The following is a 24,638-nucleotide window of genomic DNA, read 5'->3' as shown; positions in this document are numbered from 1 at the left end:
GGCGCAAGGGCCGGCATCGAGGCCGCGAGTTCCGCAGGCGTGCGGGTCTGTCGCGGCACTTCAGCAGGTCTCAGGGCCAGGCATGAACGCGGAGCTACACCGGATCCGCATATGTCAGGACACAGCCCGCGCTCGCGACCCGCGTCAGGTGGAGAGCCGCGGTAGATGCCCGGGTTCGCGCGCTACGCGCCGGACATTTCCTTATTTGAGTGCCTCCCTGTGCGTTCTTCCTGACGCCGAAGGGTCAGGAAAGGCCCACGTCAAGATCCTTGCGGTTCTGGTGGCCCTTATTTGAGCGCGATAAGGGCCACCAGAGCCGCAAGGATCTTGCATCCCGCCAGATGGACGCGAGATCCCATACAACGAACCCATCTCGGCGCGGAGCGCCCGAACTGCCGTTATCTCTGGCGCGGCGACACGCGAGAGCCAAGATCGACTGATTCTTCGGCAGCTCCCGGCTTCGGTGCCCGCCCTTGCGGCCACCCAGGCCGAGACCAACCGCCCTCCCACAAGCCCCGGCACCGGTGCTGGCCCTTGCGACCGCCCAGGCCGAGATCAACCGACCTTCCCGGCCGCATCGTTCTCTCGGCGCCCGCCCTTGCGACCACCCAAGCCGAGATCAACCGACCCTCCCAGCCACATCCCTCTCCCGGTGCCGGTCCTTGCGACCACCCAGACCGAGACCAACCGACCCTCCCGGCCACATCCCTCTCTCGGCGCCCGCCCTTGCGACCACCCAAGCCGAGATCAACCGACCCTCCCGGCCACATCGCTCTCTCGGCGCCCGCCCTTGCGACCACCCAGACCGCAACCGCCCAGACCAGCCACCGCTTGCACGATGACCGCGCTGCCCCCGCGCGCCGCGAGACCGCCGACCAGCCGGAACGGCCCGCCAGACTCCTCGCCTCGATGCCAGCCCTCGATCGTGAGGCCCCAGACCACCGCATGCGAATGGGCAACAGAGTCGCTCCGCGGCAAATCTCGCTGCGCGCCAAGACTCCGCTGCGCTTGCCGACCCGCTTCGGAGCCGGTTCCGCCGTGGCGACACGCCAGCTCCCCGCCGTCGGCCGCGGCGGGTGACGGGGTGGGGTTGTGCTCTGGACCGGGCCACCCGCGGGCGGTGAGCCCGCGGGAGCGTGCGGGCCGGACCGCGGCGGGAGTGGGAAGATCGGCTTTTAGGGGTGGCTGTAGAAGCCCTTGCCGGTTTTCCGGCCCAGCTCGCCGGCGACGACCATGCGCTGCATGAGTTCGGGCGGGAAGAATTTCGGGTCGCCGGAGTCGGTGTGGATGTTGCGTGCGGCGTGCAGCAGTACGTCTACGCCGGTCAGGTCGGCGGTGGCGAGCGGGCCCATCGCGTGGCCGAAGCCGAGCCGGCAGGCGGTGTCCAGGTCCTCGGGCGAGACCACGCCGGACTCGACAAGTTTGACGGCCTCGACCACAAGCGCGGTGATCAGCCGGGTCGTGACGAAACCGGCGATGTCGCGCTCCACCACGATGCAGGTCTTGCCGATCTCCTCGGCGAACGCGCGTGCGGTGGCGAGCGTGGCGTCCGAGGTCCGGTGGCCGCGGACCAGTTCGCACAGCGCCATCATCGGCACCGGCGAGAAGAAGTGCGTGCCGACCACCGACTCCGGCCGGGTCGTGACGGCAGCGATCTGCGTGATCGGGATGGCGCTGGTGTTGGTGGCCAGGACCGCGCCCGGCTTACAGACCTCGTCGAGCGTGCGGAACACGTCCTGCTTGATCTCCAGCCGCTCGAAGACGGCCTCGACCACGATGTCCGCGTCTGTGGCGGCCTCGGCGAGGTCGGTGGTCACCGTGATTCGGGAGAGCGCGCCGGCCGCGTCGTCGGCGGTGATCCGGTTCTTGGCGACGAACCGGTCCAGCGAGGTCCGGACGGTGGCCAGGCCGCGGTCGACGGCCTCCGGGGTCAGGTCGCGCAGGGTGACCTGCCAGCCTGCCTGCGCGGCCACCTGTGCGATGCCCGAACCCATCAACCCGGCCCCTACGACCGCGAGTCGACCCGTCACGTCAGCCTCCCTTGAACGATCACTAAGGAGACCTTACGTGAATAGAGTTTGCAGATCTCGGGGCTGCCGCACATCTTCCGGGGCAAGATGGGCGCATGCTCGAAAGCACCGGCTGGTACCTGGCCGGGCCCCTGATCGCGTTCGTGCTCGTCGGCATCATGGCAGCGGTGCTGCGCTGGGCGCTCAACCGTGACACCGACTCGCGCGGCGACATCCTGCTCCACGTCCTCGACCGGGAGCTGGACGAGGGCCTCGGCCTGATCGGCAGTAAGGATTTCGGACTGCTCACCCCGGCCGCGACAGCGGACGACGACGCCACGGCGGAGGAGTTCCGGACGCTGCTGTCAGCCGCCGGCATCCGCGCCACGGTGGCGACCGCGCGCGACGGCCGCCTGCTGGTCCTGGTCTTTCCGGAGGAGCTGTCCCGGGCCCGCCGGCTCGTCGGTCAGTAGTCGAGGTCGTCCGGCGCGGCGGTGCGGTGAACCTCCACGCCGAGCGCCCGCAGGTCCGCGACGAAGCTCGGGTAGCCACGGTCGATGTGGTGCACGTGGCCGACCGCGGTGACGCCCTCCGCGCACAGACCCGCGATGACCAGGCCCGCACCTGCCCGGATGTCGGTGGCCCGCACCGGCGCACCGGAGAGCCGCTCACGGCCGCGTACCACCGCGTGGTGGCCGTCGGTCTTGATGTCCGCACCGAGCCGGGCCATCTCGTTCACGAACATGAAACGCCCGTCGAAGATGTTCTCGGTGATCAGCGACGCACCCTCGCTCACCGACGCCAGGCCGATCGCCATCGGCAGCAGGTCGGTGGCGAAGCCGGGGTACGGCAGCGTGACGACGTCGACCGACCTGGGGCGCGCGCCCATCCGCACCCGGAACGAGTCCGGTCCGGTGGAGACCTCGGCGCCCGCGGTGACCAGCTTGTCCAGCGCCACCTCGAGGAAGCCCGGGTCGATGCCGGTCACCGTCACGTCCCCTCGCGTCATCGCCGCACCGTAGGCCCAGGTCCCGGCCACGATCCGGTCGCCGACCGTCGCGTGCGTGACCGGCCGCAGCGCCGGGACACCCTCGATCCGCAGCGTTGACGTGCCCGCCCCCTCGATCCGCGCGCCCATCGCGGTAAGCATCGTGCAGATGTCCACGATCTCCGGCTCGCGGGCCGCGTTGTCGATCTCGGTGACGCCCTTGGCCAGCACCGCGGCCATCAACAGGTTCTCCGTCGCGCCGACGCTCGGGAAGTCGAGCCAGATGGTGGCGCCGCGCAGCCCACCCGCCGCCGACGCGATCACGAACCCGTGCTCGCCGGTGATGTCCGCGCCCATCCGCGCCAGGCCGGCCACGTGCATGTCCAGGCCGCGCGAGCCGATCGCGTCCCCGCCCGGGTGCGCGACCCGCACATATCCGCAGCGGGCCAGCAGCGGGCCGAGCACCGCGATCGACGCGCGCAGCCGCCGGACCAGGTCGTAGTCCGCCTCGGTGCCGGGTCGCTCCGGCACGTCGATGACCACCTCACGCACCGGCGGCAGCTCACCACCCTGCCCCGGCTCGTCGACGAAATCGACTGTGCAGCCAAGGCGGCTCAGCACCTCCGCCATGATCGCGATGTCGGTGATCCTGGGAACGTTGGTGATCACGGACCGCCCCGGAGCCAGCAGCGCCGCCGCCATCAGCTTCAGCGCGCTGTTCTTCGCACCTGCCACCCGTACCTCACCCGCGAGGCGGGCACCACCGAACACCTCGATCTGGTCCACGCCAGCCATCGTAGGTAACCGTAGGGTTGGCGGCATGGCCGTTCATCTCACACGCATCTACACCCGCGCCGGCGACGGCGGCAGCACCCGGCTGGTCAACAACGAACTGGTGCCGAAGACGTCCCCGCGCATCGCCGCCTACGCCGACGTGGACGAGACGAACGCCGCGATCGGGGTCGCCCTCGCCCTGGGCGACCTCCCCTCCCCCGTACGCGACGTGCTGGTGCACATCCAGAACGATCTGTTCGACGTCGGCGCCGACCTCGGCAACCCACTCTCGGACGAGCCGGCAGAATATCCACCACTGCGCATCACCGAGGCCTACGTCACGCGCCTGGAGCAGTGGTGCGACGCGTTCAACGAAGACCGGGAGCCACTGACATCATTCATTCTTCCCGGGGGTACGCCCGGGGCCGCGCTTCTGCACGTGGCACGAACTGTGGCGCGGCGGGCAGAGCGCCAGACCTGGGCGCTGATGGAGGCGGAGCCGGGACGAACCGGGGTGTTGCCCGCGCACTACTTGAACCGCCTGTCCGACCTGCTCTTCATCCTCTCCCGCAGCGCCAACCCGGGCGGCGACGTGCTGTGGAAGCCGGGGGGTTGAGCGCGCGACGTCGTGCCGGCTTCGCTGCCGCACGGCGCTGATCGCCCGACATTCGGCATACCGGTGATTCCGGGTCGCTTTGCCGACGGCCCAGGGCTCGACGTCTGACCCGATCTGTCGCATGCGGATGAACGCGACCGGTTGTCCGGCCACGTCAGTGCCGGGCACTGGTGATCAGCCGTCCGCGGCGTGAGCGTTGGCAAGGGCCTCGCCGAAGAGCCGTCCGGCGAGCTCCAGGCAGCGCATCCGGGCAGGAGAGAAGTCGTAGGGCATCTTGGTGATCGCTGAGGCGGCACTCATCTCTTTGCCCGCCTCCCCGTTCAGGCCGGCGTCGAAGCTCTCGAAGATCTCCTCGTCGGCCGCGTCGAGACCAGCTGCCTCGATGGCCCGATTCACGGCCATGTGGTGAGCGCATCGCTGTACGGCGAGCTCTTCCACGCGCGGGTCGTCGGGTGCGACGCCGTCGTCGAGGGCGGCCTCTGCCGCCTCAAGACGGTCCTCCTCGGCCCGCAGGTCGGGGTGGGTGGCCAGGATGATGAACGTGCCGGCCTGGATGGCGGCACCAAGCGGCCCGAAGATGCGTTCTGTGACCAGCAGGGCGTCCAGATCGGAGCGACGCAACGCGCCCGGGGGCAGGTGGCTGAGCCGGTCCGTGACAAGTTCGGAGAGCAGTCCCAACGGACTACCCACCGCCTGCAGGCGGCGGACTGCGGCGCGCCGGCATTTGACGGCGGTCTCCTGCGCCGCCAAGGTTTCCTCAAGCCTGCTCAGGACCGACTCGATATCCGGGGCACGGTCCGAGGCTTCGTCGCCGGCTTCGCCGAAGGCGGCCCGCATGTCGTCCAGGCTGATACCGGCATCAGACATCTTGCGGATCCACAGCAGGCGGATCATGTCGTCATAGCCGTAGCGGCGGCGGCCGTCCCCGCCGCGCTCGGGCTCCGGCAGCAGACCGATCTCGTGATAGTGGCGGATGGCGCGTGGGGTGACCCCGGCGAACGCAGCCGCATCACCGATCTTGACCTGCCGGGGAGGTGTGAGGGAGGGGTGCATCGCAGACCGAGCCTTTCCTGCTGTGGTGCCCTGACCCCACCACATGCCGCTACGGCATGTGCAACAACGCCCTCCCGGTACCAGGCCCTGGCTCCCGCCGGGACCGATCCACCATCCGGAAACGCAGAGTGACAGTCGGCAGCCAGATAGCCCCCAAGCGGCCGCCGCTGGAAGTTCCCGTGGACGCCAACCCCTGAGTAATCAATCAGTGGAGCGAAAAGGAGATCAAATAGCGAAGATGACCTATCTTTCGCTCCACTGATTGATCACTCAGCGCTTTGAAGCGTGGCCGGGCCGCGTGGCCACCTCGCCGGGCGGCGCCGACTCCAGCCAGGACAGGAAGCCCGTCACAGTCGTGGCCGCCATCGCGATCTCGATCGGCTCACTCTCGGGCCAGGAACAGCGCAGGATCACCCAGTCGGCCGGCAGGCTGAAGGACTCCTGACCTGCGGGGGTACGCCGGGAGATCACGACCAGGTTGGCGCGGGTGAGGGTGCGCTTTGGACGCAGGGTGAAGCTGAAGATGCGGTAGAACCGGAGGTCGTCGCCGACGAAGCGGCCGAGTCCGTTGGACCAGCCGCGTTCCGGGACGCTTGCCGAGGTGCGGACGCTGAGTCTGATGGTGCCGCCGGCCCGGATGAACAGGGCGCGGCGGAGGATCAGGAAGCCGACCGCCAGGAGGGCGACGAGGGCGCCGATTCCGATCCACTCAATGATCAGCATCGGCGTCGGTCGTCAGTCGTCAGTGTGCGGCGGTGGCGGGAGCGGCGGTGGCGGCCTCTTCGGCGAGGACTGTGACGCCGTCGCCGGTGATCGAGAGGAAGCCGCCGGTGACGTCCCACGTGAGCTGCTCGCCGCCGGCCAGCTTCACGCGGACCTGGGAGGGCTCCTTGAGCTGGCCGAGGAGGGGGGCGTGGCCGGGGAGGACCCCGAGCTCGCCCTCGGTGGTGCGGGCGACGACCATTTCGGCGTCTCCGGACCACACCTTCTTCTCGACGGCAACGACCTCGACATGCAGCTGCTTCGCCACGCCAACTCCTCGTCAACCGGCCGAACGCCGGTCTTGCGCTACCCAGGGTGTGACTGACCCAGGGGATGGACCGCCGGGGATTCGCCCGAGTCTAGTCGGGCCGGATGTGACGGCCCAACCCGGGTGGCAGCCGTTACCTGCTGTTTACGATACGAGCTCGGGGTGGACCGCCAGGTAGGCGGCGATGCGGTCCTCGGCGACGGCGGCGAAGAAGTCGTCAGCAGCGGGGAGCAGTTGTTCGCCGCGGTAGGTGACGCCCTGGCCGACCGAGGCGCCGGGCAGTTGGATCGTGGTTAGGTCGTCCGGGCGGAGGTTGCGCAGGGCGAGCAGGTAGTCGGTGAGGCCGTGGCCGCGGCCGGCGAAGGTGAGGGATTCGCCTGCGGCGCGCAGTACCCGGTCGAGGCGGAGCGGGTCGGTGACCAGGCCGGAGTCGGTGGCCTGGGTGAGGACGGCCTTGAGGAACTGTTTCTGGTGGCGCTGGCGGGCGTAGTCGCCCCGGGCGAGGCTCTTGCGCTGCCGTACGAAGTCGAGCGCCTCCCAGCCGTTCATGTGCTGCTCGCCGACCTCGTAGGCCTTCTGCGGGCCGTACCCGGGGCGCAGTGTGCCGTTGGGGGCGCGGTGGATGGAGAGGGTGCGTTCGTCGACGTACATGTCGACGCCGCCGAGTTCGTCGACGACGGCTTCGAAGCCTGTGAAGTTGATGATGGCGCCGGCCTCGAAGCGGGGGATGCCTGTGCGTTCGACAACGGTACGGGCGAGCAGCTGGAATCCCTGGGCGTTGTCGATCCCGCCGGTGTCCGGGACGCGGCTGCCGTGCGACATGGCCGCGTTGAGTTTCTCGGTGCTGCCGTTGAAGCCGGCCTTGGCGAACGCCGGGATGTCCACGATCAGGTCGCGGGGCAGGGAGAAGAGGTACGCCCGCTTGTGGGAGTCCTCGATGTGCAACACCATGATCGCGTCGGCGAGCGGTGGGCGGGCCGGCTCGTTCGGGCGTGGGTCGATGCCGACGAGGAGCAGGTCGAGGGGGCCGTCGATGTCGACGCTCTCGGAGGCGAGCGTGCGGGTGTGGCCGTATTCGGGTTTGGCGGTGGCGGCGGTCAGGGGTGCGAAGTCGTCGGAGTCGCCGAAGAGGTCGGCGGTGACGACGCTGCCCTCATAGCGCTCCTGGAGCACACTGACGCCGATGACCACGAGGCCGCTCAGGATGAGCAGGGTGACGCCGAGGTAGGTGAAGATCCGGACCCATCTCGGGGATGATGTCCCTTTCATTACTGAAGGTTACCCATAAATTACGAAATGTAGTCACAAAAGAAGGCCCCGCCGAAGCGGGGCCTTCTCCTTGCAAGACTGACTACTTCATCAGCTCGTGCGCGTTGCGCTCCAGGTCCTCGAGACCGCCGCACATGAAGAAGGCCTGCTCGGGGAAGTGGTCGTACTCACCCTCGGAGATCTTCTTGAACGACTCGATGGTCTCCTTCAGCGGGACCGTCGAGCCGGGGACGCTCGTGAACTGCTCCGCCGCGTAGGTGTTCTGCGACAGGAACCGCTCGATCCGGCGGGCACGGCCCACCGTGACCTTGTCCTCCTCGGACAGCTCGTCCAGACCGAGGATCGCGATGATGTCCTGCAGGTCCTTGTACTTCTGCAGGATCCGCTGCACCTCACGGGCGACCGTGTAGTGCTCCAGGCCGACGAACTCCGGCGCGAGCAGCCGCGAGCTGGAAGCCAGCGGGTCCACGGCCGGGTAGATGCCCTTGTCCGAGATCGACCGCTCGAGGTTGGTCGTCGCGTCCAGGTGGGCGAACGTGGTGGCCGGCGCGGGGTCGGTGTAGTCGTCCGCGGGCACGTAGATCGCCTGGAGCGAGGTGATGGCCTTGCCCCGGACGGAGGTGATGCGCTCCTGCAGCAGACCCATCTCGTCCGCCAGGTTGGGCTGGTAACCCACGGCGGACGGCATGCGGCCGAGCAGCGTGGACACCTCGGAACCCGCCTGGGTGAACCGGAAGATGTTGTCGATGAAGAGCAGCACCTCCTGGTTCTGGACGTCGCGGAAGTACTCCGCCATGGTCAGCGCGGACAGCGCGACCCGCAGGCGGGTGCCCGGCGGCTCGTCCATCTGGCCGAAGACGAGCGCGGTCTTGTCGAGCACGCCGCCCTCGTCCATCTCCAGGATGAGGTCGTTGCCCTCACGGGTCCGCTCGCCGACGCCGGCGAAGACGGACGTACCGCCGAAGTTGCGGGCGACACGGATGATCATCTCCTGGATGAGCACCGTCTTGCCCACGCCCGCGCCGCCGAAGAGGCCGATCTTGCCACCACGCACGTACGGGGTGAGCAGGTCCAGCACCTTGATGCCGGTCTCCAGCATCTCGGTCTTCGGCTCGAGGTCCGCGAAGGCCGGGGCCTTGCGGTGGATCGGCCAGCGCTCGGTGACCTCGAGCGTCGACTCGTCGGCGTTGAGGAACTCGCCGAGCGCGTTGAACACGTGGCCACGGGTCACGTCACCGACCGGCACCGAGATGCCCGTGCCGGTGTCCTTGACCTCGGTGCCGCGAACCAGGCCGTCGGTCGGCGCCATCGAGATGGCCCGGACCACGTTGTTGCCCAGGTGCTGGGCGACCTCGAGGGTAAGCGTCTTGGTGCCCGAGGAGAGGGTCACCTCGACGTGCAGCGCGTTGTAGATGTCGGGCATCGCGTCACGCGGGAACTCGGCGTCGACGACCGGGCCGATGACCCGGACGACGCGACCCACGGCGGTCTGGGGCGCACCGTCCACCGGTGCAGCACTAATAGTCATCACTCATCACTTCCCGCCGCCGCCAGCGCGTTGGCGCCGCCGACGATCTCACTGATCTCCTGGGTGATCGCGGCCTGCCGCGCGGAGTTCATCTCGCGCGTGTACGTCTTGAGCAGGTCATCCGCGTTGTCCGAGGCGCTCTTCATCGCCCGTCGGCGAGATGCCCACTCGCTCGCTGCCGAGTCAAGCAACGCCGCGTAGATCCGCGTGTTGATGTACTTCGGCAGGAGCGCGGAGAGCATCTCCTCCGGCTCCGGCTCGAACTCGTACGACGGCCGAGGCCCGCTCTCACGCTTCTTCTCCTCGACCTGCATCGGGGCGAGGAAGCGGGAGTGCGCGCTCTGCGTCATCAGCGACTTGAACTGGGTGCTGACGATGTGGATCTCGTCCACGCCCCGGATGCCATCCGGGCCGTAGGTCGACTCCGTGTCGTCAGCGCCGGCCTCGAACGCCGCCAGCAGGCTCTCGCCGATCGTGCGGGCGTCCGCGAACGTGGGCTCGCCGGAGAAACCGGTCCAGCTCGCCTCGACCGGACGGCCACGGAACGTGTAGTACGTGAGGGCCTTGCGGCCGACCACGTACAGCGCCACGTCCTTGTTGTCCGCGCGAAGCCGCGAGATCAGTCCCTCGGCCGTCCGGATCGCGTTGGCGTTGTAGGCGCCGGCCAGGCCCCGGTCACTGGTGATGAGCAGCACGCCGGCCCGCAGAACCCGGGGGCGGGCCTGCAGCAGCGGGTGGTCGATGTTGGCGTTCGAGGCGAGCTCGGTGAGCACGCCGGTGATCGCCTCCGCGTACGGCTTGGCCGCCGACTGCCGCTCCTGCGCCTTGGCGATCTTGCTGGTAGCTACCAGCTCCTGCGCCTTGGCGATCTTCTTGGTCGACCGGACCGAGCGAACCTTACGGCGCAGCGCCTGTACCTGACCGGCCATGCCTAGCTCGCGTCCGAGTCGACGTGCCGGGTGACGGTCTCGCGGCTCACCTTGTCGTCGCCGAGCGCCTCGACCGGAGCCTCGTTGACCGGGGTGCCGTTCGCGCCGCTCTGGAAGAGCTGCTTGAACTCGGCCACGCCCGACTTCAGCGACTCGATCGCGTCGTCCGACAGCTTGCCGGTGGACGCGATGCCGGTGACGGTCTCGGCACGGTGCTGGCGAAGCCACTGCAGCAGCTCACGCTCGAACCGGCCCACATCGCCGATCTCGACGTCGTCCAGCTCGCCGGTGGTGCCGGCCCAGATGGAGATCGTCTCCTCCTCGACCGGGTAGGGCGAGTACTGCGGCTGCTTGAGCAGCTCGACCAGACGGGCACCACGCGCGAGCTGGTTGCGCGACGCCTTGTCCAGGTCGGAGGCGAAGGCGGAGAACGCCTCCAGCTCGCGGTACTGCGCCAGGTCGAGACGAAGCCGGCCGGCCACGCCCTTCAGGCCCTTGACCTGCGCCGCGCCGCCGACCCGGGACACCGAGGTGCCCACGTTGATGGCCGGGCGAACACCGGAGTTGAACAGGTCGGCCTCAAGGAAGATCTGGCCGTCGGTGATCGAGATGACGTTGGTCGGGATGAACGCCGAGATGTCCGACGCCTTCGTCTCGATGATCGGCAGACCGGTCATCGAGCCCGCGCCCAGCTCGTCGGAGAGCTTCGCGCAGCGCTCCAGCAGGCGGGAGTGCAGGTAGAAGACATCACCGGGGTACGCCTCGCGGCCCGGCGGACGGCGCAGCAGCAGCGAGATGGCGCGGTACGCCTCGGCCTGCTTGCTCAGGTCGTCGAAGACGATCAGAACGTGCTTGCCGTTGTACATCCAGTGCTGGCCGATCGAGGAACCGGCGTACGGCGCGATGTACTTGAAGCCGGCCGGGGCGTCCGCGGGGGCGGCGACGATGGTGGTGTACTCCATCGCCCCCTTCTCCTCCAGGATGCCCTTGACCGTGGCGATGGTCGTGGCCTTCTGGCCGATGGCGACGTAGATGCAGCGGACCTGCTTCTTCGGGTCGCCGGACAGCCAGTTGTCACGCTGGTTCAGAATCGCGTCGAGCGCGACAGTCGTCTTGCCGGTCTTGCGGTCACCGATGATCAGCTGACGCTGGCCCCGGCCGATCGCGGTCATCGAGTCGATGGCCTTGATGCCGGTCTGCAGCGGCTCCTTGACGGGCTGCCGCGACATGACGTTCGGCGCCTGGAGCTCGAGCTCGCGGAAGCCGTCTGTCGCGATGTCGCCCTTGTCGTCGATCGGCTCGCCGAGCGCGTTGACGACGCGGCCCAGGAAGCCGTCGCCGACCGGCACGGAGAGGACGCGGCCGGTCCGCTTGACCGGCTGCCCCTCCTCGATGCCGGTGAAGTCGCCGAGGACGACGACACCGATCTCGCGGGCCTCCAGGTTCAGGGAGACACCGAGAGTGCCGTCCTCGAACTCCAGGAGCTCGTTTGCCATCGTCGAGGGCAGACCCTGGACATGTGCGATTCCGTCGCCCGCATCGCTGACGATGCCGACCTCCTCGCGGGAGACCTCGGGCGTGTAGGACGAAACGTAGCGCTCGAGCGCACCCCGGATTTCATCCGAGGAGATGGTCAGCTCGGCCATTCCCAGCCTTCTCTACTCTCGTCTCGGTGCCGTTCCCACCAGCGCGAAAACGCGCACGGAATGAAAGGCTTCCGAGGGAACGGACCTACTTGGCGAATGCCTTGCGGGCTTCGGTGAGCCGCCGCAGAATCGTGCCGTCGTACAGGTCGGAACCGACCTTGACACTGATGCCGCCGACGATGGCCGGGTCGACCGTGACCTTGAGGGACACTCCCCGGCCGTACAGTTCGGACAGTTTGGCAGCCAGCGCCTGCTCGTCGGCCTCGGCGAGCGGGCGTGCGACGGTCACGTACGCGAGGTCGCGGTCCTGACGGTCCGCGGCCAACTCGACCAGGCGGTCGAGCGATGCCACGAAGCCGCGTCCACCGAACCCGGACAGCGCCACCTCGACGAGGCGGACCGTCACCGGATTCGCCTTACCGGTCAGCAGCTCCCGGACCAGCTCCGACCGGCGCGAGGCCGGGACGGACGAGTCACCGAGCGCGCCGCCGAGAGCCTTCTCGGCGGAGACGACCTTGGCGAACCGGAACAGCTCGTCCTCGACCTCGCTCAGCTCACCGGCGCTTGACCCGCTGCTCAGCAGCGCGTCCACACCGGCCTGCTCGACCGCGGTCAGGAACTCGCTCGGCGAGGACCAGCGCCCGGAGACGAGCGCGGTCAGCACCGTGAGGGCCGGTGCGCCGACCTTGCCGGTCAGCAGCGCGCCGACCAGCTCGGTACGCCGCGCGGGCGTGGTGGAGGAGTCGGACAGCGCACGCCGCAGCCGGGGCTCGCCCGACAGCAGCCGGGCGACCGACAGCAGCTCATCGCCGAGCACGGCGACGTCCGCCGCGGACGCCGAGGAGGCGTACGCGGTCAGCTCGTCCGTCGCCGCGGCATAGGAGTCGCGGTTGCCGATCGACATCAGCGCCGGCTCCCCGACGCGGTGGGCGCGTCGATCTCGGCGATGAAGCGCTCGACGGTGCCCCGGCTGCGCGCCTCGTCGGCGAGCGACTCGCCCACGATGCGACCGGCCAGGTCCACGGCGAGCGTGCCGATCTCGGCCCGCAGCTCACGCACCAGCTGCTCGCGCTGGGTACGCAGGTTCTCCTGCCCGGCCGCGATGATGCGGTCGGACTCCTCACGCGCCTTGGCCAGGACGTCCTGACGGATCGCCTCGGCGTCGGCACGCGCCTCGTCCCTTATGCGGGCGGCCTCGGTCCGGGCCTCGGCGAGCTGCGCGCGGTACTGCTCGAGCAGCTCGTTCGCCTCGGCCTGCGCGGTCTCGGCGCGGGCGATGCCGCCTTCGATGGCGTCCACCCGGGCCTTGAACGTCTCCTCCATGCGGGGGAAGACGAACTTGGCCAGGACGAACAGGATCACGGCGAAAGCGACGACACCGACGATGATCTCAGCGACCGGGGGCAGCAGGATATTGCCGCCACCGTGCTCTTCAGCAGCGATATAAGCGTTCATAACACTCCCATCTGGCCGGTGATGCGTCGTTCCCGCCGATCACCGAATCGGTTTCCGCGACACGGCGGGAACCGTCGACGTGTGGGGTCAGTTGCCCAGCGCGAACGCGAGCACCAGGCCGAGGAGCGCGAGCGCCTCCACCACGGCGAAGCCCATGAACATGTAGACGCGGGTCAGGCCGGCGGTCTCGGGCTGACGCGCGGTCGCCTGGATGTAGGCGGCGAAGACCAGGCCAACGCCGATACCCGGGCCCAGGGCAGCGATGCCGTAGCCGACGACGTTGATGTTGCCGGAAATCTCTGCCAGGACGGTGGCGGTCTCGGTGGTCATGCTGTGAATCCTCCTGAGTTGCCGCGTACGAGTTACGCGAACGATTAAGGCGAATAACTACTGTTGCGAAAGCTATGGCGCGATCAGTGCGCCGGGTCGACCGAACTCTGCAGGTACGTCGCGGTCAGCAGCGTGAACACGTACGCCTGGAGTGCCAGGATGAACAGCTCGAAGAGCGTCATCACGATGGCCATGGCCCAGCTGAGGAGCGCGACCGGCTTGAGAAGCACCGCGTCCGCGTTCATCAGCGCGACGCCGCCGAGCGTGAACACCAGCAGGATCATGTGGCCGGCGAACATGTTGGCGAAGAGCCGGATGGCAAGCGTGGCGGGCCGGAGCAGCAGGACCTGGAACAGCTCGATCGGCACCAGGATCGGCTGCACCCACAACGGCGCGCCGGACACCCAGATGCTGTTCTTCACGTAGTGACCGAGGCCCTGGGCCTGGATGCCGACCCAGAAGTACATGACGTAGGTGAACAGCGCCAGCACGATCGGGAAAGCGATATGCGAGTTCGGTGAAATCTGCGCGAACGGGACGATGCCCCAGAGGTTGTTCAGCAGAATGAACACGAACAGCGTGGCCAGGTACGGCGCGAAACGCACACCGTGCTTCTGGCCGATGATGTCCTTGGCGATGCCGTCCCGCACGAAGCCGTAGACCGACTCGGCGATCCACTGGCCCTTGGTCGGAACGACCTTCGGGCTGCGGTAGGCGACCAGGAAGAAGACGATCAGAATTGCGACGGACAACCAGACCAACAGCGTGATCTTGGTGAACGCCTGCGCCCACATCGTCCCTTCGAGCGCCGGGACCAGGGTGCCGAAGTCGAAGCTGTCCACCCCCGGCGGAAACTCCGAGGCTAGAACGGTCGGGGACTTACTCAACGCATCCTCCGTCGGTCGGGGCCGTTCACGCGCCCAGCCTCTTCACGATCAGATAAACCCCGGCGATGGTGCCGCCGATCAGCCCGATCAGCAGTCCCACATCCGGCAGACCCAGCCAACGATCGATCAGCCAGCCAGCCCCGCCCCAGATGATCATGCCACCGAGCAGGTAACCGACTGCCGACCAGCCAGCATCCGCCCCGGACTCAGACTCAGGGGGCTTTTTGGGTGAAGGGTCATCGGCCATGACGCGGCGAACGATATCAGCCGCTGGGAGGAGCCTAGGACTCACCCCCCACACAACGCAGTCGTGTGGTTTCGCGGGGTCCTGCTCAATCCGTTGGACACGGTACTCCCCGCGGCTCGGAACCGGGAGGGGACTCGCTGATTTCCGACAACGGACACCCGGAGGGGGCTAGTCGGACACCGCCTGAGGGGGTACGGCCGGCAGCCGCATCGCGGACCAGAACTGCGCCGAGATCCAGATCGCCATCGCGCAGACCATGCCGATCGCGGTCATCCGGACGCCGTCCCAGTCACGGTCGACCACCACGAGCAGCACCACACCGAGCAGCGCGATCTTGAAGACGTAGGTGACCAGCCCGACGGTCATCACCAGCTTCGGCAGGATCGAGTCGGCCCAGGCGAGGGCGACGTTCGAGAGCAGGTAGCCGACGGCCATCAGGCCCACGCCGAGCAACGCGCCGAGCAGGCCCGCCCGGCCGTCCACGAGTTGGCCGATGACAGCGAGCACCACGGCAAGCACCGCCGTGGCGCCAAGCGGCAACCAGATGTGACCCAACCTGATGATCATCGTGCGCCTGCTCCCCGGGCTCGTGTCCGAGCGACACTACCGGCGACGTGGTCAGATCGCGGGCGCCGGGCGGGCGTACGCCGGGAAGCGCCGGACCAGCGAGGTCACCTGGTCCGCGACCTCGTGCAGTGCGGAGAGCCCGGCGGCGGTCCCCGGGTCGGCCCGCACCGCCCGGCCGATCAGCGCCGCCACCTCGCGCGCCTCCCCCTCGTCCATGCCCTGCGTGGTGATGCAGGCGGAGCCGACTCGGATGCCGGACGCCACCGTGGGCTTCTGCGGGTCATAGGGGACCGCGTTCTTGTTGAGCGTGATCCGGGCCAGATCGCAGCGCTCCTCCGCGTCCCGGCCGGTGACACCGATCCCGGTGAGGTCGGCCACGGCGAGGTGCGTGTCGGTACCGCCGGTCACCGCCCGCATGCCCTCGGCGACCAGGCCCGCGGCGAGCGCCTGGGCGTTCCGGACCACCTGCGTGGCGTACCCCTGGAAATCGGGCATCTGGGCTTCCCGGAACGCGACGGCCTTCGCCGCGACCGCGTGCATCAACGGCCCACCCTGGGTGAACGGGAAGACCGCCTTGTCGATCCGGGCGGACAGCCCCTCACGACACAGGATCATGCCGCCGCGCGGTCCGCGCAGCACCTTGTGCGTGGTCGCGCAGACCACGTCCGCGTGCGGCACCGGCGACGCGATCGCCTTCCCCGCGACGAGCCCGATGAAGTGGGCCGCGTCCACCATCAGATAGGCACCGACCTCGTCGGCGATCTCGCGGAAGATCCTGAAATCAATGCAGCGGGGGTACGCCGTGGCGCCGCAGATGATCATTTTGGGCCGGTGCGCGCGGGCCAGGTCGCGGACCTCGTCGTAGTCGATCAGCTCGGTGTCGTGGCGCAACCCGTACCCGATGGGATTGAACCATTTCCCGGAGAAGTTGACCTTGCTCCCGTGGGTCAGATGCCCGCCGAGCGGCAGGTCCATCGCGAGCACCGTGTCGCCCGGCTGCACAAGCGCGGCGTAGGCCGCCATGATCGCGGACGCGCCGGAGTGCGGCTGCACGTTCACGTGGTCCGCGCCGAACAGGTCCTTCGCCCTGCTCACGGCCAGTTCCTCGGCCAGGTCCGCCGGCCCGCACCCGCCGTAGTAGCGGTGCCCCGGATAACCCTCCGCGTACTTGTTGCTAAGCGTGGAACCCATCGCGGCAAGCACCGCGGGCGAGGTCAGATTCTCGCTCGCTATCAACTGCAGCCCGTCGCGCAGCCGGTGCAGGTCGGTGAGCAGCACCTCGGCGATCTCAGGATCGGTCTCGTGCAGGGCGTGGAAGTCCGGGCCCCAGAAGGTGTCGCTCACAGGCACTCCCCGCATCGGCCAGATCGGCAGCCTGAGTCTATTGCCGTTTAGGTTTCCAAACGGGGGCAATCATGGTCTCCATGCGAGAAACTGAGGCCGTCCCGCCGGGCGCCCTGTGCCTGGTCACCGGCGCTACCGGATACATCGGCGGGCGCCTCGCGCCGCGCCTCGTCGCGGCCGGTTACCGGGTCCGCTGCCTGGCCCGGAATGCGAACCGGCTGCGCGACGCGCCCTGGGCCGCGGACGTCGAGGTCGCGGAGGGCGATGTCAGCAGGCCGGAGACGCTTGCCCGCGCGCTTGAGGGCGTCGACGTCGCCTACTACCTGATCCACTCGCTCGGCCGGCGCGCCTTCGAGGAAATGGACCGGGTCGGCGCGACCAACTTCGCGGCCGCCGCCGCCAAGGCCGGCGTCAAGCGGATCGTCTACCTCGGTGGCCCGGACCCGGCCGGCCGGGTGCACTCCGCCCACCTGCGCTCGCGCGCCGAGGTCGGCCGGATCCTGCTTGACAGCGGCGTGCCCACCGCCGTACTGCGCGCCCCGGTGATCATCGGGTCCGGGTCCGCGTCGTTCGAGATGCTGCGCTACCTGACCGAGCGCCTGCCGATCATGGTCACGCCCCGCTGGGTCAACAACCGGATCCAGCCCATCGCGGTACGGGACGTGCTGCGCCGGCTGATCGAGGCCGCGAGCCTGCCACCCGAGGTCAACCGGGGCTTCGACATCGCCGGGCCGGACGTGCTCACCTACGCCGAGATGATGCAGCGGTACGCGCGCGTCGCCGGACTCCCCCGCCGGATCCTGCTGCCGGTCCGCCCGCTCACACCCTGGCTGTCCTCACACTGGGTCGGCCTGGTCACGCCGGTCCCGAACGCGATCGCGCGGCCGCTCGTGGAAAGCCTGATCCACGAGGCGGTGGCGCACGAGAACGACATCTCGGAGTACTTCCCCTGGGAGCCGACCCCGTTCGACGAGGCCGTGCAGCTCGCGCTCAGCAAGCTCCGCGACGTGCAGGTGGAGACGCGGTGGACCGGCGCGGCCGGGCGGGACGCATCCGCCGAACCGCTGCCCAGCGACCCGGACTGGTCCGGCGGCAGCGTCTACACAGACGTGCGCAGCCAGCCCGTCGCCGCCCCCTCGGACGCGCTGTGGCGGGTGATCGAGGGCGTCGGCGGCGAGAACGGCTGGTACTCGTTCCCGCTCGCCTGGTCCGTGCGCGGCTGGATGGACACACTCTCCGGCGGCGTCGGCCTGCGCCGCGGCCGCCGCGACCCGCACCGGCTCTACGTCGGCGAGGCGCTCGACTTCTGGCGGGTCGAGGAGATCATCCCGGGCCGGATGCTGCGGCTCCGCGCGGAGATGCGCCTGCCCGGCCGGGCCTGGCTGGAGATGCACGCGGAACCGGGCGCGGACGGCACGTCGACGTACCGGCAGCGCGCGGTGTTCCTGCCACGCGGGCTGGCCGGGCACGCGTACTGGGCCGCGGTCTTCCCGTTCCACGCGATCATCTTCGGCGGCATGGCCCGCAACATCGCTAGGAGTTCTGGTCGTCGCTTCGCTCCTCCGGGCTCGACGCCACGGCCTGCGGACGGCGGTGTCAGGCAGACGAAGAGCGTGTCTGACTGACACCGACGTTCCTCGGTCGTCCGCGCCTCACGACGTGGTCACGCAAGCGACGGGTCCGGAGAAACTGCAGACGAAGAGCGGTGGGCGCGCTGCGTGTCCGGCTGACACCGACGTTCCTCGTGTGGGCGGTACCGATCCGCGCGGTCCGGAGAAACTGCAGACGAAGAGGGGCGGGCGCGTTGCGGGTCTGGCTGGCAGCGGCGTTTCGTTGGGTGGCTGTCGCTGGGGTGGGTGGCTCGGCTGGTGGGGGGCGGCACGCCGGGTGGGACGATCCTCTTCGGCCGGTATGCTGGCTGGCCTACCTCAGGCTTCCGCCTGGTGAGGAGTAGGGGAACTTTCGTCATGGAGCAATTCAGTGTGGTCTCCGGTTCGCCGGCGCAGACGGCGCTGATCGGCGGCGCCCTCGCCGAGCGGCTGAGGCCCGGAGACATCGTGCTGCTGAACGGCGACCTGGCCGCGGGCAAGACCACGTTCGTCAAGGCGGTCGCCGAGGCGCTGGGCTCCACCGACCCGGTCACCAGCCCGACGTTCGCGCTGGCGCAGTTCTACTCCGCGAGGTCACGGATCCTGCACGTGGACAGCTACCGGCTGGCCGACGTGGAGGAGTACCGCGACCTCGGGCTCGCTGAGTACCAGGACGAGGTGATCAGCCTCATCGAGTGGGGCGACAAGATCGCCGGCGAGTTCCCCTGCCACCTCTCGATCTCCTTTGTCGCCACCGACGAGACGGACGGCCGCACGCTGACCTTCGCCTCATCCTGCGACCGGTGGACCGGCGCGCTCGGCGACCTGCACGCGGCTATCTCGAAGGACACCAATGGGGCTCACGCTAGCGATCGAATCGTCGTCGATTAACTATGGCGTCACACTTGACGGCGCCGAGACCGTCCTGAGGCGCGACGACCCGTCCTTCACAAGCATCGGCGGCCTGGTCCAGACCACGCTTGATGAGGCCGGGCACACCGCGGCGGACATCGCGCTGATCGCGGTCAACCTCGGGCCGGGCAACCTCAGCTCGGTGCGCGCCGGGGTGGCGTACGCGAACGGGCTCGCGTTCAGCCTGGGCCGGCAGGTGGTGGGCCTCCACGGGTTGCGCGTGCTCGCGTACACCGCCGCGCCGGACACCGACCTGCCGGTGCTCTGCCTGCGCAACGCGGGCGCGGGCAACGTCTACGCGGCCGTCTACGAGCGCGGCCGGGCGACGCTGATGCGGCACGACAAGCTGTCCGAGATCGCGGCCGAGGTACGCGCGGCGCACTCCGCGCTGATCGTGGCCGGTTCGTTCCGCGACCAGGCCATCGCGCTGCTGGACGGCGTGGACGTCACGGACAGCGGCGTCGAGGTCCCGTCCTCGCTGGCGACCTACCGGCTCACTGTCACGCCGCCCGCCGACGCGGACTGGGCGCCGGCCGACGTGGTGAGCCCGATCAACGAGCAGACCGCACCGTTCACCGGGGAGATTCCGTGATCATTCAGCATGTCACCGAGGTGACGCCCGAGATCGTCGCGGCCGCGCGGGACAGCCTGCTTGACGGCGGCGTCGCGCTGGTCCCCACGGACACGGTCTACGGCCTCGCGGTCGCGGCCGGCCGTCCCGAGGCCGCCGCGCGGATCTTCGCGCTGAAGAACCGGCCGGCCGCGAAGAACCTGCCGATCATGGTGGCCGGCGTGGACCAGCTGCCCACGCTCGGCGCCGTGGTCACCCCGGACGCCCGGAAGCTGCTCGACGTGTTCGCACCCGGGCCGATCACCATCGCGTTCGGGCTCTCCGGCGCGCCGGCCTGGCTGGACGGGCGGGACGAGATCGCGGTCCGGATCCCGAAGGAGGAGGCGCTGCTGGCCATCCTCCGGGAGACCGGCCCGCTGCTTGTCACAAGCGCGAACGCGCATCAGCAGGAGACGCCGGAGACCGTGGCCGACATCCTCGCCATGCTCGACGGCGAGCCTGACGTGGTGCTCGACGGTGGGCCGCGGCAGTCCGTACCGTCGACGCTTGTGAACTGCAACCTGCCGACGCCGCGGATCGAGCGCGTCGGGCAGATTCCCTCGGATCAGATCGAGAAGGTTCTCTCATGACGTCGAACGGGCTCATCCTCGGCATCGAGACGTCCTGCGACGACACGGCCGTCGGCCTGGTCGACGAGCGCGGCCAGGTGATCGCGTCCGCCGTCGCCTCGCAGGTGCTCATCCACAACCGCTACGGCGGCGTCTACCCCGAGGTCGCCAGCCGCGCCCACATCGACAAGATCATTCCGACGGTACGGATGGTGCTTGAGGACTCCGGAATCAACCCGCGCGAGCTGGAGGCGATCGGCGTCACCCGCGGCCCCGGCCTGATCGGCTCGCTGATGGTCGGCCTGGACACCGCGTCCGGCCTGGCCGCCGGCTGGGGCGTGCCGATCGTCGGCGTCAACCACCTGCGCGGCCACCTGCGCAGCGCGGACCTGGAGGAGCAGCGCGTCGAGTTCCCCGCGATGATCCTGCTGGTCTCCGGTGGGCACACGCTGCTGGCCAGGATGAACGGCCCCTCCGACATCAAGCTGATCGGCAACACGCTCGACGACTCGGTCGGCGAGGCCTACGACAAGGTCTCCCGCATGCTCGGCCTGGGCTACCCGGGCGGGCCGGTCGTGGACCGGATGGCCGGCGCCGGCGTCCCGCACATCCCGTTCCCGCGCCCGGTGATCAACCACGGGCTGGACTTCTCGTTCTCCGGGCTGAAGTCCGCGGTGATGCGCTACCTGGAGGCCGAGAAGGGCTGGAAGGTCGAGGACGTTGCCGCGTCGTTCGTCGCGGCCTGCATGGACGTGCTGATCGCGAAGTGCCGTCGCGCGCTCGCCGCGTACCCCTCGTCATCGCTGGTGATCGTCGGCGGCGTGGCCGCCTCTCCCCCGCTGCGGGCCGCGGCCGCCGCGCTGTGCGAGGAGGCCGGAGTGCGGCTGTGCCTGCCGCCGCTGAAGTGGTCGACTGACAACGGCGCCATGATCGCGATGGCCGCCTGGGACTACCTGGCCACCGACAACCACACCCCCGTGGCCCCCCAGACGTCGCTGACCATCGAGAGTTTTTAGGGATGAGGGGCCGGGCCAGCCCGGCCCCTCATCACTTCCCGGAGAGCAGGCGGGTGGCAAGCGGTTCGACGGTGGCCTCGATCTCGTCGGCGATGCGGACGAAGGCGGCGTCGCCACGGCCCCAGGGGTCGTCGAGGTCGTCGGTGGGCAGTGACTCGGCGCCGGCGCGGGCCGCGTCGACGGCGGCGACAAGCGCGATGCCGCGGGCGTAGACCGCCTCGGGCGTGGTGCCGGGCTCGGGCAGGCCGGACTCGTCGACAGTGGCCAGCAGACGGCCGAACTCGGCGAGCACGAACGAGCGGGCGGCCGCGTCCGGGCGCAGGGCCAGCACGTACTCGTGCTGGTCGGCGGTGGCGGTGAGGATCAGGTCGGCCGCGTCGATGTGGTCGGAGCGCAGCTTGCGCGCCTCGAAGCCGGACGAGTCGCCGCCGCGGCGGGCGATCTCCCGGGCAGCGGGCGGGTTCATCTTCTCGCCCGCGTGCCAGCCGCCGGTGCCGGCGCTGTGCGAGTAGAGCAGCGCGCCGAGGTCGGCGTCGGTGTCCGGGGCGAGGCGGCGCGCGAAGGACATGGTCAGCAGGTGCTCGGCCATCGGGCTGCGGCAGATGTTGCCCATGCAGACGTGCAGCACGGAAAACGGCGGCATTCAGTCCTCCTGGCCGAGCATGTCCGGTACCACGTCCCGGAGCTTCTCAAGCGGCACCGCGCCCGCGCGGAGCATGCGCGGGACGTCGCCGGTGACGTCAACGATCGTGCTCGGCACCGGATCGAGGCAGGCGCCCGCCTCAAGATAGGTCCGGACCGAGTAGCCCATCTGTTCCTGCGCCTCGGCCGCGGTAAGCGGCGCCGGGCGACCCACCTTGTTCGCCGCGGAGACCGCCATCGGGCCGACCTCGCGCAGCACCTCAAGCGCGACCGGGTGCAGCGGCTGACGCACGGCGATCTGCCCGTTCGTCTCCCCGAGGTCCCACTGCAGGCTCGGCGCGTGGTCGACGATGATCGTCAGCGGGCCGGGCCAGAACGCGTCCGCCAGGTCGCGCGCCGCCTTGGGCAGGATCAGGACCAGGCCGTTCAGCGTGTGGCGGGAACCGACCAGGACCGGCGGGGGCGTACGCCCACGGCCCTTCGCGTTGAACAGCGAATTCACCGCATGCGACGAGAACGCGTCACACCCGATGCCGTAGAGCGTATCGGTGGGCATGACCACCAGCTCGCCGTTTTTTGCTGCCTCGATCGCGGCGGCGATGCCTCGGTCACGATCGGCTGCGGACCGGCAGTCATAGAGCATCACGGGGAGAGTCTGCCATGGGCGGCCGGGCCCGCGCCCGCACCGGTGGCAACGTTTGCGATTTCGGCCGCGGTGGGCAGACTGGTCCGATGCCCGTGCTCCGGAAGCCCACCCGACGCCAGTTGCTCACAGCGCTGACCGCGACACTCTCGGTGCTCGTCCTGGTCGTCACCGCGGGCCTGATCCGCTGGGCCGGCGACCGGTCCGGAGGCGCGGCCGAAGCACGTCAGCCGGAGAACGCATCCACTGCCGCGGTCTCCACCGCCGGGTCCTGCAACGGCGTGCCCACGTCCGCGCCGCGCGAGCTGCGCGCGATGTGGATCACCTCGGTCAACAACATCGACTGGCCGAGCCGCAAGGGCCTGCCCGAGGCGCAGGTCAAGGCGGAGTACCTGGGCTGGCTGGACCTGGCGCAGAAGCTCAACCACAACGCGGTCTTCGTGCACGTGCGGCCGAGCGGCGACGCGTTCTGGCCGTCGGAGTACGCGCCGTGGTCCGACTGGCTGACCGGCAAGCGGGACGGCGTCGGCCCCGGCTGGGACCCGATGGCCTGGATGATCGCCGAGACGCACGCGCGGAACCTGGAGTTCCACGCCTGGTTCAACCCGTACCGGGGCAGTCAACCGGCCGCGGCCAAGGGCGCCGGCGCCGACGTGAACCAGCTCGCGCCGAACCATCCGCTCCGCGCGCACCCGGAGTGGCGGGTGACCTACCCGAGCACGAACGGGCGATTCTTCTTCAACCCCGGCATCCCTGAGGCCCGGCAGTTCGTCGAGGACTCGATGCTTGAGGCGGTCCGGAAGTACGACATCGACGGCGTGCACTTCGACGACTTCTTCTACCCGTACCCGGAGGCCGGCGAGGACTTCCCGGACGACGCCGCATTCGCCACCCACAACCGGGGCATCGCCGACAAGGGCGACTGGCGGCGCGACAACGTGAACCTGCTGGTCAAGGAGATGTCCGAGCGGATCAAGCAGATCAAGCCGTGGGTAAAGTTCGGCATCAGCCCGTTCGGCATCTGGCGGAACGCGGGCACCGACCCGGCAGGCTCAAACAGTCGCGGCCTCCAGGCCTACGACGAGATCTACGCCGACACCCGCACCTGGGTACGCGAGAAGTGGCTCGACTACATCGTCCCGCAGCTCTACTGGAACATCGGCTTCGACAAGGCCGACTACGCCGTGATGCTGCCCTGGTGGACCACGACCGTGGCCGGGACGGGCGTGCAACTCTGGATCGGCCAGGCCGACTACCGGGCCGGCGAGCCCGGCGCCTGGACGGAGCCGGACCAGCTGAGCAAGCAGATGGCACTCAACCGGGCGCACCCCGAGGTGACCGGAAGCGTGCACTTCAGCGCCAAACAGGTCAAGAGCGACAAACTAGGATCCGTCACGCGGTACGCCAGGGACTTCTACTCCACGCCCGCGCTCCCCGCCGTGATGTCCCAGCTCCCCTCCACACCCCCGGCCGCCCCTTCCGTCGTCTCCGCGGCCCGCGACCCGAAGACCGGCGCCGTGACCGTCACCGGCCGGGCCGGTTCAGGCGCGGCCGCGACCGCGTTCGCGCTCTACCGCGTGGACGGCGACAAGGCCGTCCTGGTCGCCACCGACCGCGCCACCGACGCCACAGACCAGCTGTGGGTCGACACCTCCGCCCCCGCCGCCCCGACCGCCACCTACTGCGTCACAGCCCTCGACCGTTCCTGGAACGAGGGCGATCCGAGTGCTCCGATCACCACGTCTTGACCTTCGAAGTCATATTCTCCCGCTCTCGCTCGCCCTCGCTCCGATCACGCACTGAAGCCGCCGCCGGACCACAATGCACCGACACCGGGGCCGGGGCGACGTAATTCAAAGGCGGTCAAGATCCTTGCGTGGGGGGGGGGCCCGCCAACCCCCCCCTAAATGGCCCCCCCCCCCCCACGGAGATTTTGGGAGGGGGGCGTTCATGTGGCATGCCCCCCAAATACGCAAAATAGTGGC

26 protein-coding genes are annotated in these 24,638 nt (G+C 69.2%); 8 read left to right on the top strand and 18 right to left on the bottom strand.

The features are described from left to right. Positions 1-1,175: 1,175 nt before the first annotated feature. Entirely contained in the window at positions 1,176-2,030 is an 855-nt protein-coding gene (locus ACIA8K_RS24875; RefSeq protein WP_396063141.1) for a 3-hydroxyacyl-CoA dehydrogenase family protein, read from the bottom strand. 95 nt (positions 2,031-2,125) lie between these two features. Between ACIA8K_RS24875 and ACIA8K_RS24870 the strand changes: the two genes are divergently transcribed. Continuing rightward, positions 2,126-2,482: a hypothetical protein gene (locus ACIA8K_RS24870; protein ID WP_396063139.1), complete on the top strand. Its 357-nt coding sequence runs from the start codon at positions 2,126-2,128 to the stop codon at positions 2,480-2,482. Here the strand turns inward: ACIA8K_RS24870 and murA are convergent. Then, positions 2,476-3,792: a UDP-N-acetylglucosamine 1-carboxyvinyltransferase gene (gene murA / locus ACIA8K_RS24865; RefSeq protein WP_396063137.1), complete on the bottom strand. Its 1,317-nt coding sequence runs from the start codon at positions 3,790-3,792 to the stop codon at positions 2,476-2,478. The genes ACIA8K_RS24870 and murA overlap by 7 nt on opposite strands. Before the next feature lie 25 nt (positions 3,793-3,817). Here murA and ACIA8K_RS24860 point away from each other — a divergent pair, with 25 nt between their 5' ends. Next, on the top strand, positions 3,818-4,387 hold the full coding sequence (locus tag ACIA8K_RS24860; RefSeq protein ID WP_396063135.1) for a cob(I)yrinic acid a,c-diamide adenosyltransferase: 570 nt from the start codon (positions 3,818-3,820) through the stop codon (positions 4,385-4,387). 174 nt (positions 4,388-4,561) lie between these two features. Here the strand turns inward: ACIA8K_RS24860 and ACIA8K_RS24855 are convergent, their stop codons facing one another. The 14 genes from ACIA8K_RS24855 to glyA all read right to left on the bottom strand — a co-directional run bounded on the left by ACIA8K_RS24855 (position 4,562) and on the right by glyA (position 16,672). Beyond that, positions 4,562-5,440: a MerR family transcriptional regulator gene (locus ACIA8K_RS24855; RefSeq protein WP_396063133.1), complete on the bottom strand. Its 879-nt coding sequence runs from the start codon at positions 5,438-5,440 to the stop codon at positions 4,562-4,564. 270 nt (positions 5,441-5,710) lie between these two features. Further along, the gene (locus tag ACIA8K_RS24850) at positions 5,711-6,163 is read right to left on the bottom strand and encodes a DUF2550 domain-containing protein (RefSeq protein WP_396063131.1); all 453 of its coding nucleotides are present in this window, start codon (positions 6,161-6,163) and stop codon (positions 5,711-5,713) included. Positions 6,164-6,182: 19 nt separating this feature from the next. Next, entirely contained in the window at positions 6,183-6,470 is a 288-nt protein-coding gene (locus ACIA8K_RS24845; RefSeq protein ID WP_396063129.1) for a F0F1 ATP synthase subunit epsilon, read from the bottom strand. Between the two features lie 144 nt (positions 6,471-6,614). Continuing rightward, a complete protein-coding gene (locus ACIA8K_RS24840; protein WP_396063127.1) occupies positions 6,615-7,739 on the bottom strand; it encodes an LCP family protein in 1,125 nt (374 codons plus the stop codon). Between the two features lie 82 nt (positions 7,740-7,821). Further along, positions 7,822-9,267, bottom strand: a complete 1,446-nt coding sequence (gene atpD, locus ACIA8K_RS24835; protein ID WP_396063125.1) for a F0F1 ATP synthase subunit beta — start codon at positions 9,265-9,267, stop codon at positions 7,822-7,824. Then, positions 9,267-10,196, bottom strand: coding sequence for a F0F1 ATP synthase subunit gamma (locus ACIA8K_RS24830; RefSeq protein WP_396063123.1), 930 nt, complete (start codon positions 10,194-10,196; stop codon positions 9,267-9,269). Before ACIA8K_RS24830 ends, atpD begins: the two co-directional genes overlap by 1 nt. A 2-nt stretch (positions 10,197-10,198) precedes the next feature. Then, entirely contained in the window at positions 10,199-11,842 is a 1,644-nt protein-coding gene (atpA, locus tag ACIA8K_RS24825) for a F0F1 ATP synthase subunit alpha (protein WP_396063121.1), read from the bottom strand. A gap of 85 nt (positions 11,843-11,927) precedes the next feature. Continuing rightward, positions 11,928-12,749 (bottom strand): F0F1 ATP synthase subunit delta, encoded by an 822-nt coding sequence (locus tag ACIA8K_RS24820; protein ID WP_396063179.1) that lies wholly within the window; start codon positions 12,747-12,749, stop codon positions 11,928-11,930. Then, positions 12,746-13,297 (bottom strand): F0F1 ATP synthase subunit B, encoded by a 552-nt coding sequence (locus tag ACIA8K_RS24815; protein ID WP_396063119.1) that lies wholly within the window; start codon positions 13,295-13,297, stop codon positions 12,746-12,748. The genes ACIA8K_RS24820 and ACIA8K_RS24815 overlap by 4 nt, the downstream gene beginning before the upstream one ends. Before the next feature lie 87 nt (positions 13,298-13,384). Beyond that, positions 13,385-13,627 carry an ATP synthase F0 subunit C gene (atpE, locus tag ACIA8K_RS24810; RefSeq protein ID WP_396063117.1) on the bottom strand — a complete coding sequence of 81 codons (243 nt, stop codon included), beginning with the start codon at positions 13,625-13,627 and terminating at the stop codon, positions 13,385-13,387. Positions 13,628-13,710: 83 nt separating this feature from the next. Then, positions 13,711-14,514 (bottom strand): F0F1 ATP synthase subunit A, encoded by an 804-nt coding sequence (gene atpB, locus ACIA8K_RS24805; RefSeq protein ID WP_396063115.1) that lies wholly within the window; start codon positions 14,512-14,514, stop codon positions 13,711-13,713. A 25-nt stretch (positions 14,515-14,539) separates the two neighbouring features. After that, positions 14,540-14,761 (bottom strand): hypothetical protein, encoded by a 222-nt coding sequence (locus tag ACIA8K_RS24800; protein ID WP_396063113.1) that lies wholly within the window; start codon positions 14,759-14,761, stop codon positions 14,540-14,542. Positions 14,762-14,929: 168 nt separating this feature from the next. Then, positions 14,930-15,328 carry a hypothetical protein gene (locus ACIA8K_RS24795; RefSeq protein WP_396063111.1) on the bottom strand — a complete coding sequence of 133 codons (399 nt, stop codon included), beginning with the start codon at positions 15,326-15,328 and terminating at the stop codon, positions 14,930-14,932. Positions 15,329-15,379: 51 nt separating this feature from the next. Further along, complete coding sequence (gene glyA / locus ACIA8K_RS24790) at positions 15,380-16,672, bottom strand: serine hydroxymethyltransferase (RefSeq protein ID WP_396063109.1); 1,293 nt, start codon at positions 16,670-16,672, stop codon at positions 15,380-15,382. A gap of 80 nt (positions 16,673-16,752) precedes the next feature. On the opposite strand from glyA, the gene ACIA8K_RS24785 reads away from it, so the two are divergent. The 5 genes from ACIA8K_RS24785 to tsaD all read left to right on the top strand — a co-directional run bounded on the left by ACIA8K_RS24785 (position 16,753) and on the right by tsaD (position 21,368). Beyond that, positions 16,753-18,297, top strand: coding sequence for an SDR family oxidoreductase (locus ACIA8K_RS24785; protein ID WP_396063107.1), 1,545 nt, complete (start codon positions 16,753-16,755; stop codon positions 18,295-18,297). Positions 18,298-18,639: 342 nt separating this feature from the next. Continuing rightward, positions 18,640-19,152: a tRNA (adenosine(37)-N6)-threonylcarbamoyltransferase complex ATPase subunit type 1 TsaE gene (tsaE, locus tag ACIA8K_RS24780; protein WP_396063105.1), complete on the top strand. Its 513-nt coding sequence runs from the start codon at positions 18,640-18,642 to the stop codon at positions 19,150-19,152. Continuing rightward, positions 19,115-19,765: a tRNA (adenosine(37)-N6)-threonylcarbamoyltransferase complex dimerization subunit type 1 TsaB gene (gene tsaB / locus ACIA8K_RS24775; RefSeq protein WP_396063103.1), complete on the top strand. Its 651-nt coding sequence runs from the start codon at positions 19,115-19,117 to the stop codon at positions 19,763-19,765. The genes tsaE and tsaB overlap by 38 nt, the downstream gene beginning before the upstream one ends. Then, positions 19,762-20,373 carry an L-threonylcarbamoyladenylate synthase gene (locus tag ACIA8K_RS24770; protein ID WP_396063101.1) on the top strand — a complete coding sequence of 204 codons (612 nt, stop codon included), beginning with the start codon at positions 19,762-19,764 and terminating at the stop codon, positions 20,371-20,373. Before tsaB ends, ACIA8K_RS24770 begins: the two co-directional genes overlap by 4 nt. Next, on the top strand, positions 20,370-21,368 hold the full coding sequence (gene tsaD / locus ACIA8K_RS24765) for a tRNA (adenosine(37)-N6)-threonylcarbamoyltransferase complex transferase subunit TsaD (RefSeq protein ID WP_396063099.1): 999 nt from the start codon (positions 20,370-20,372) through the stop codon (positions 21,366-21,368). Before ACIA8K_RS24770 ends, tsaD begins: the two co-directional genes overlap by 4 nt. Positions 21,369-21,399: 31 nt before the next feature. On the opposite strand, the gene ACIA8K_RS24760 is transcribed toward tsaD, so the two are convergent. Continuing rightward, on the bottom strand, positions 21,400-22,011 hold the full coding sequence (locus ACIA8K_RS24760) for a phosphotyrosine protein phosphatase (protein WP_396063097.1): 612 nt from the start codon (positions 22,009-22,011) through the stop codon (positions 21,400-21,402). After that, the gene (locus ACIA8K_RS24755; RefSeq protein ID WP_396063177.1) at positions 22,012-22,653 is read right to left on the bottom strand and encodes an L-threonylcarbamoyladenylate synthase; all 642 of its coding nucleotides are present in this window, start codon (positions 22,651-22,653) and stop codon (positions 22,012-22,014) included. Positions 22,654-22,742: 89 nt separating this feature from the next. On the opposite strand from ACIA8K_RS24755, the gene ACIA8K_RS24750 reads away from it, so the two are divergent. Next, on the top strand, positions 22,743-24,401 hold the full coding sequence (locus tag ACIA8K_RS24750) for a glycoside hydrolase family 10 protein (RefSeq protein ID WP_396063095.1): 1,659 nt from the start codon (positions 22,743-22,745) through the stop codon (positions 24,399-24,401). The last annotated feature ends 237 nt before the right edge of the window (positions 24,402-24,638 follow it).

Source organism: Catenuloplanes sp. NPDC051500 (genome assembly GCF_044454585.1).
GTDB lineage: Bacteria > Actinomycetota > Actinomycetes > Mycobacteriales > Micromonosporaceae > Catenuloplanes.
The sequence above is the reverse complement of the archived record's forward strand: the minus strand, read 5'-3'. Positions and strand labels throughout refer to the sequence as shown.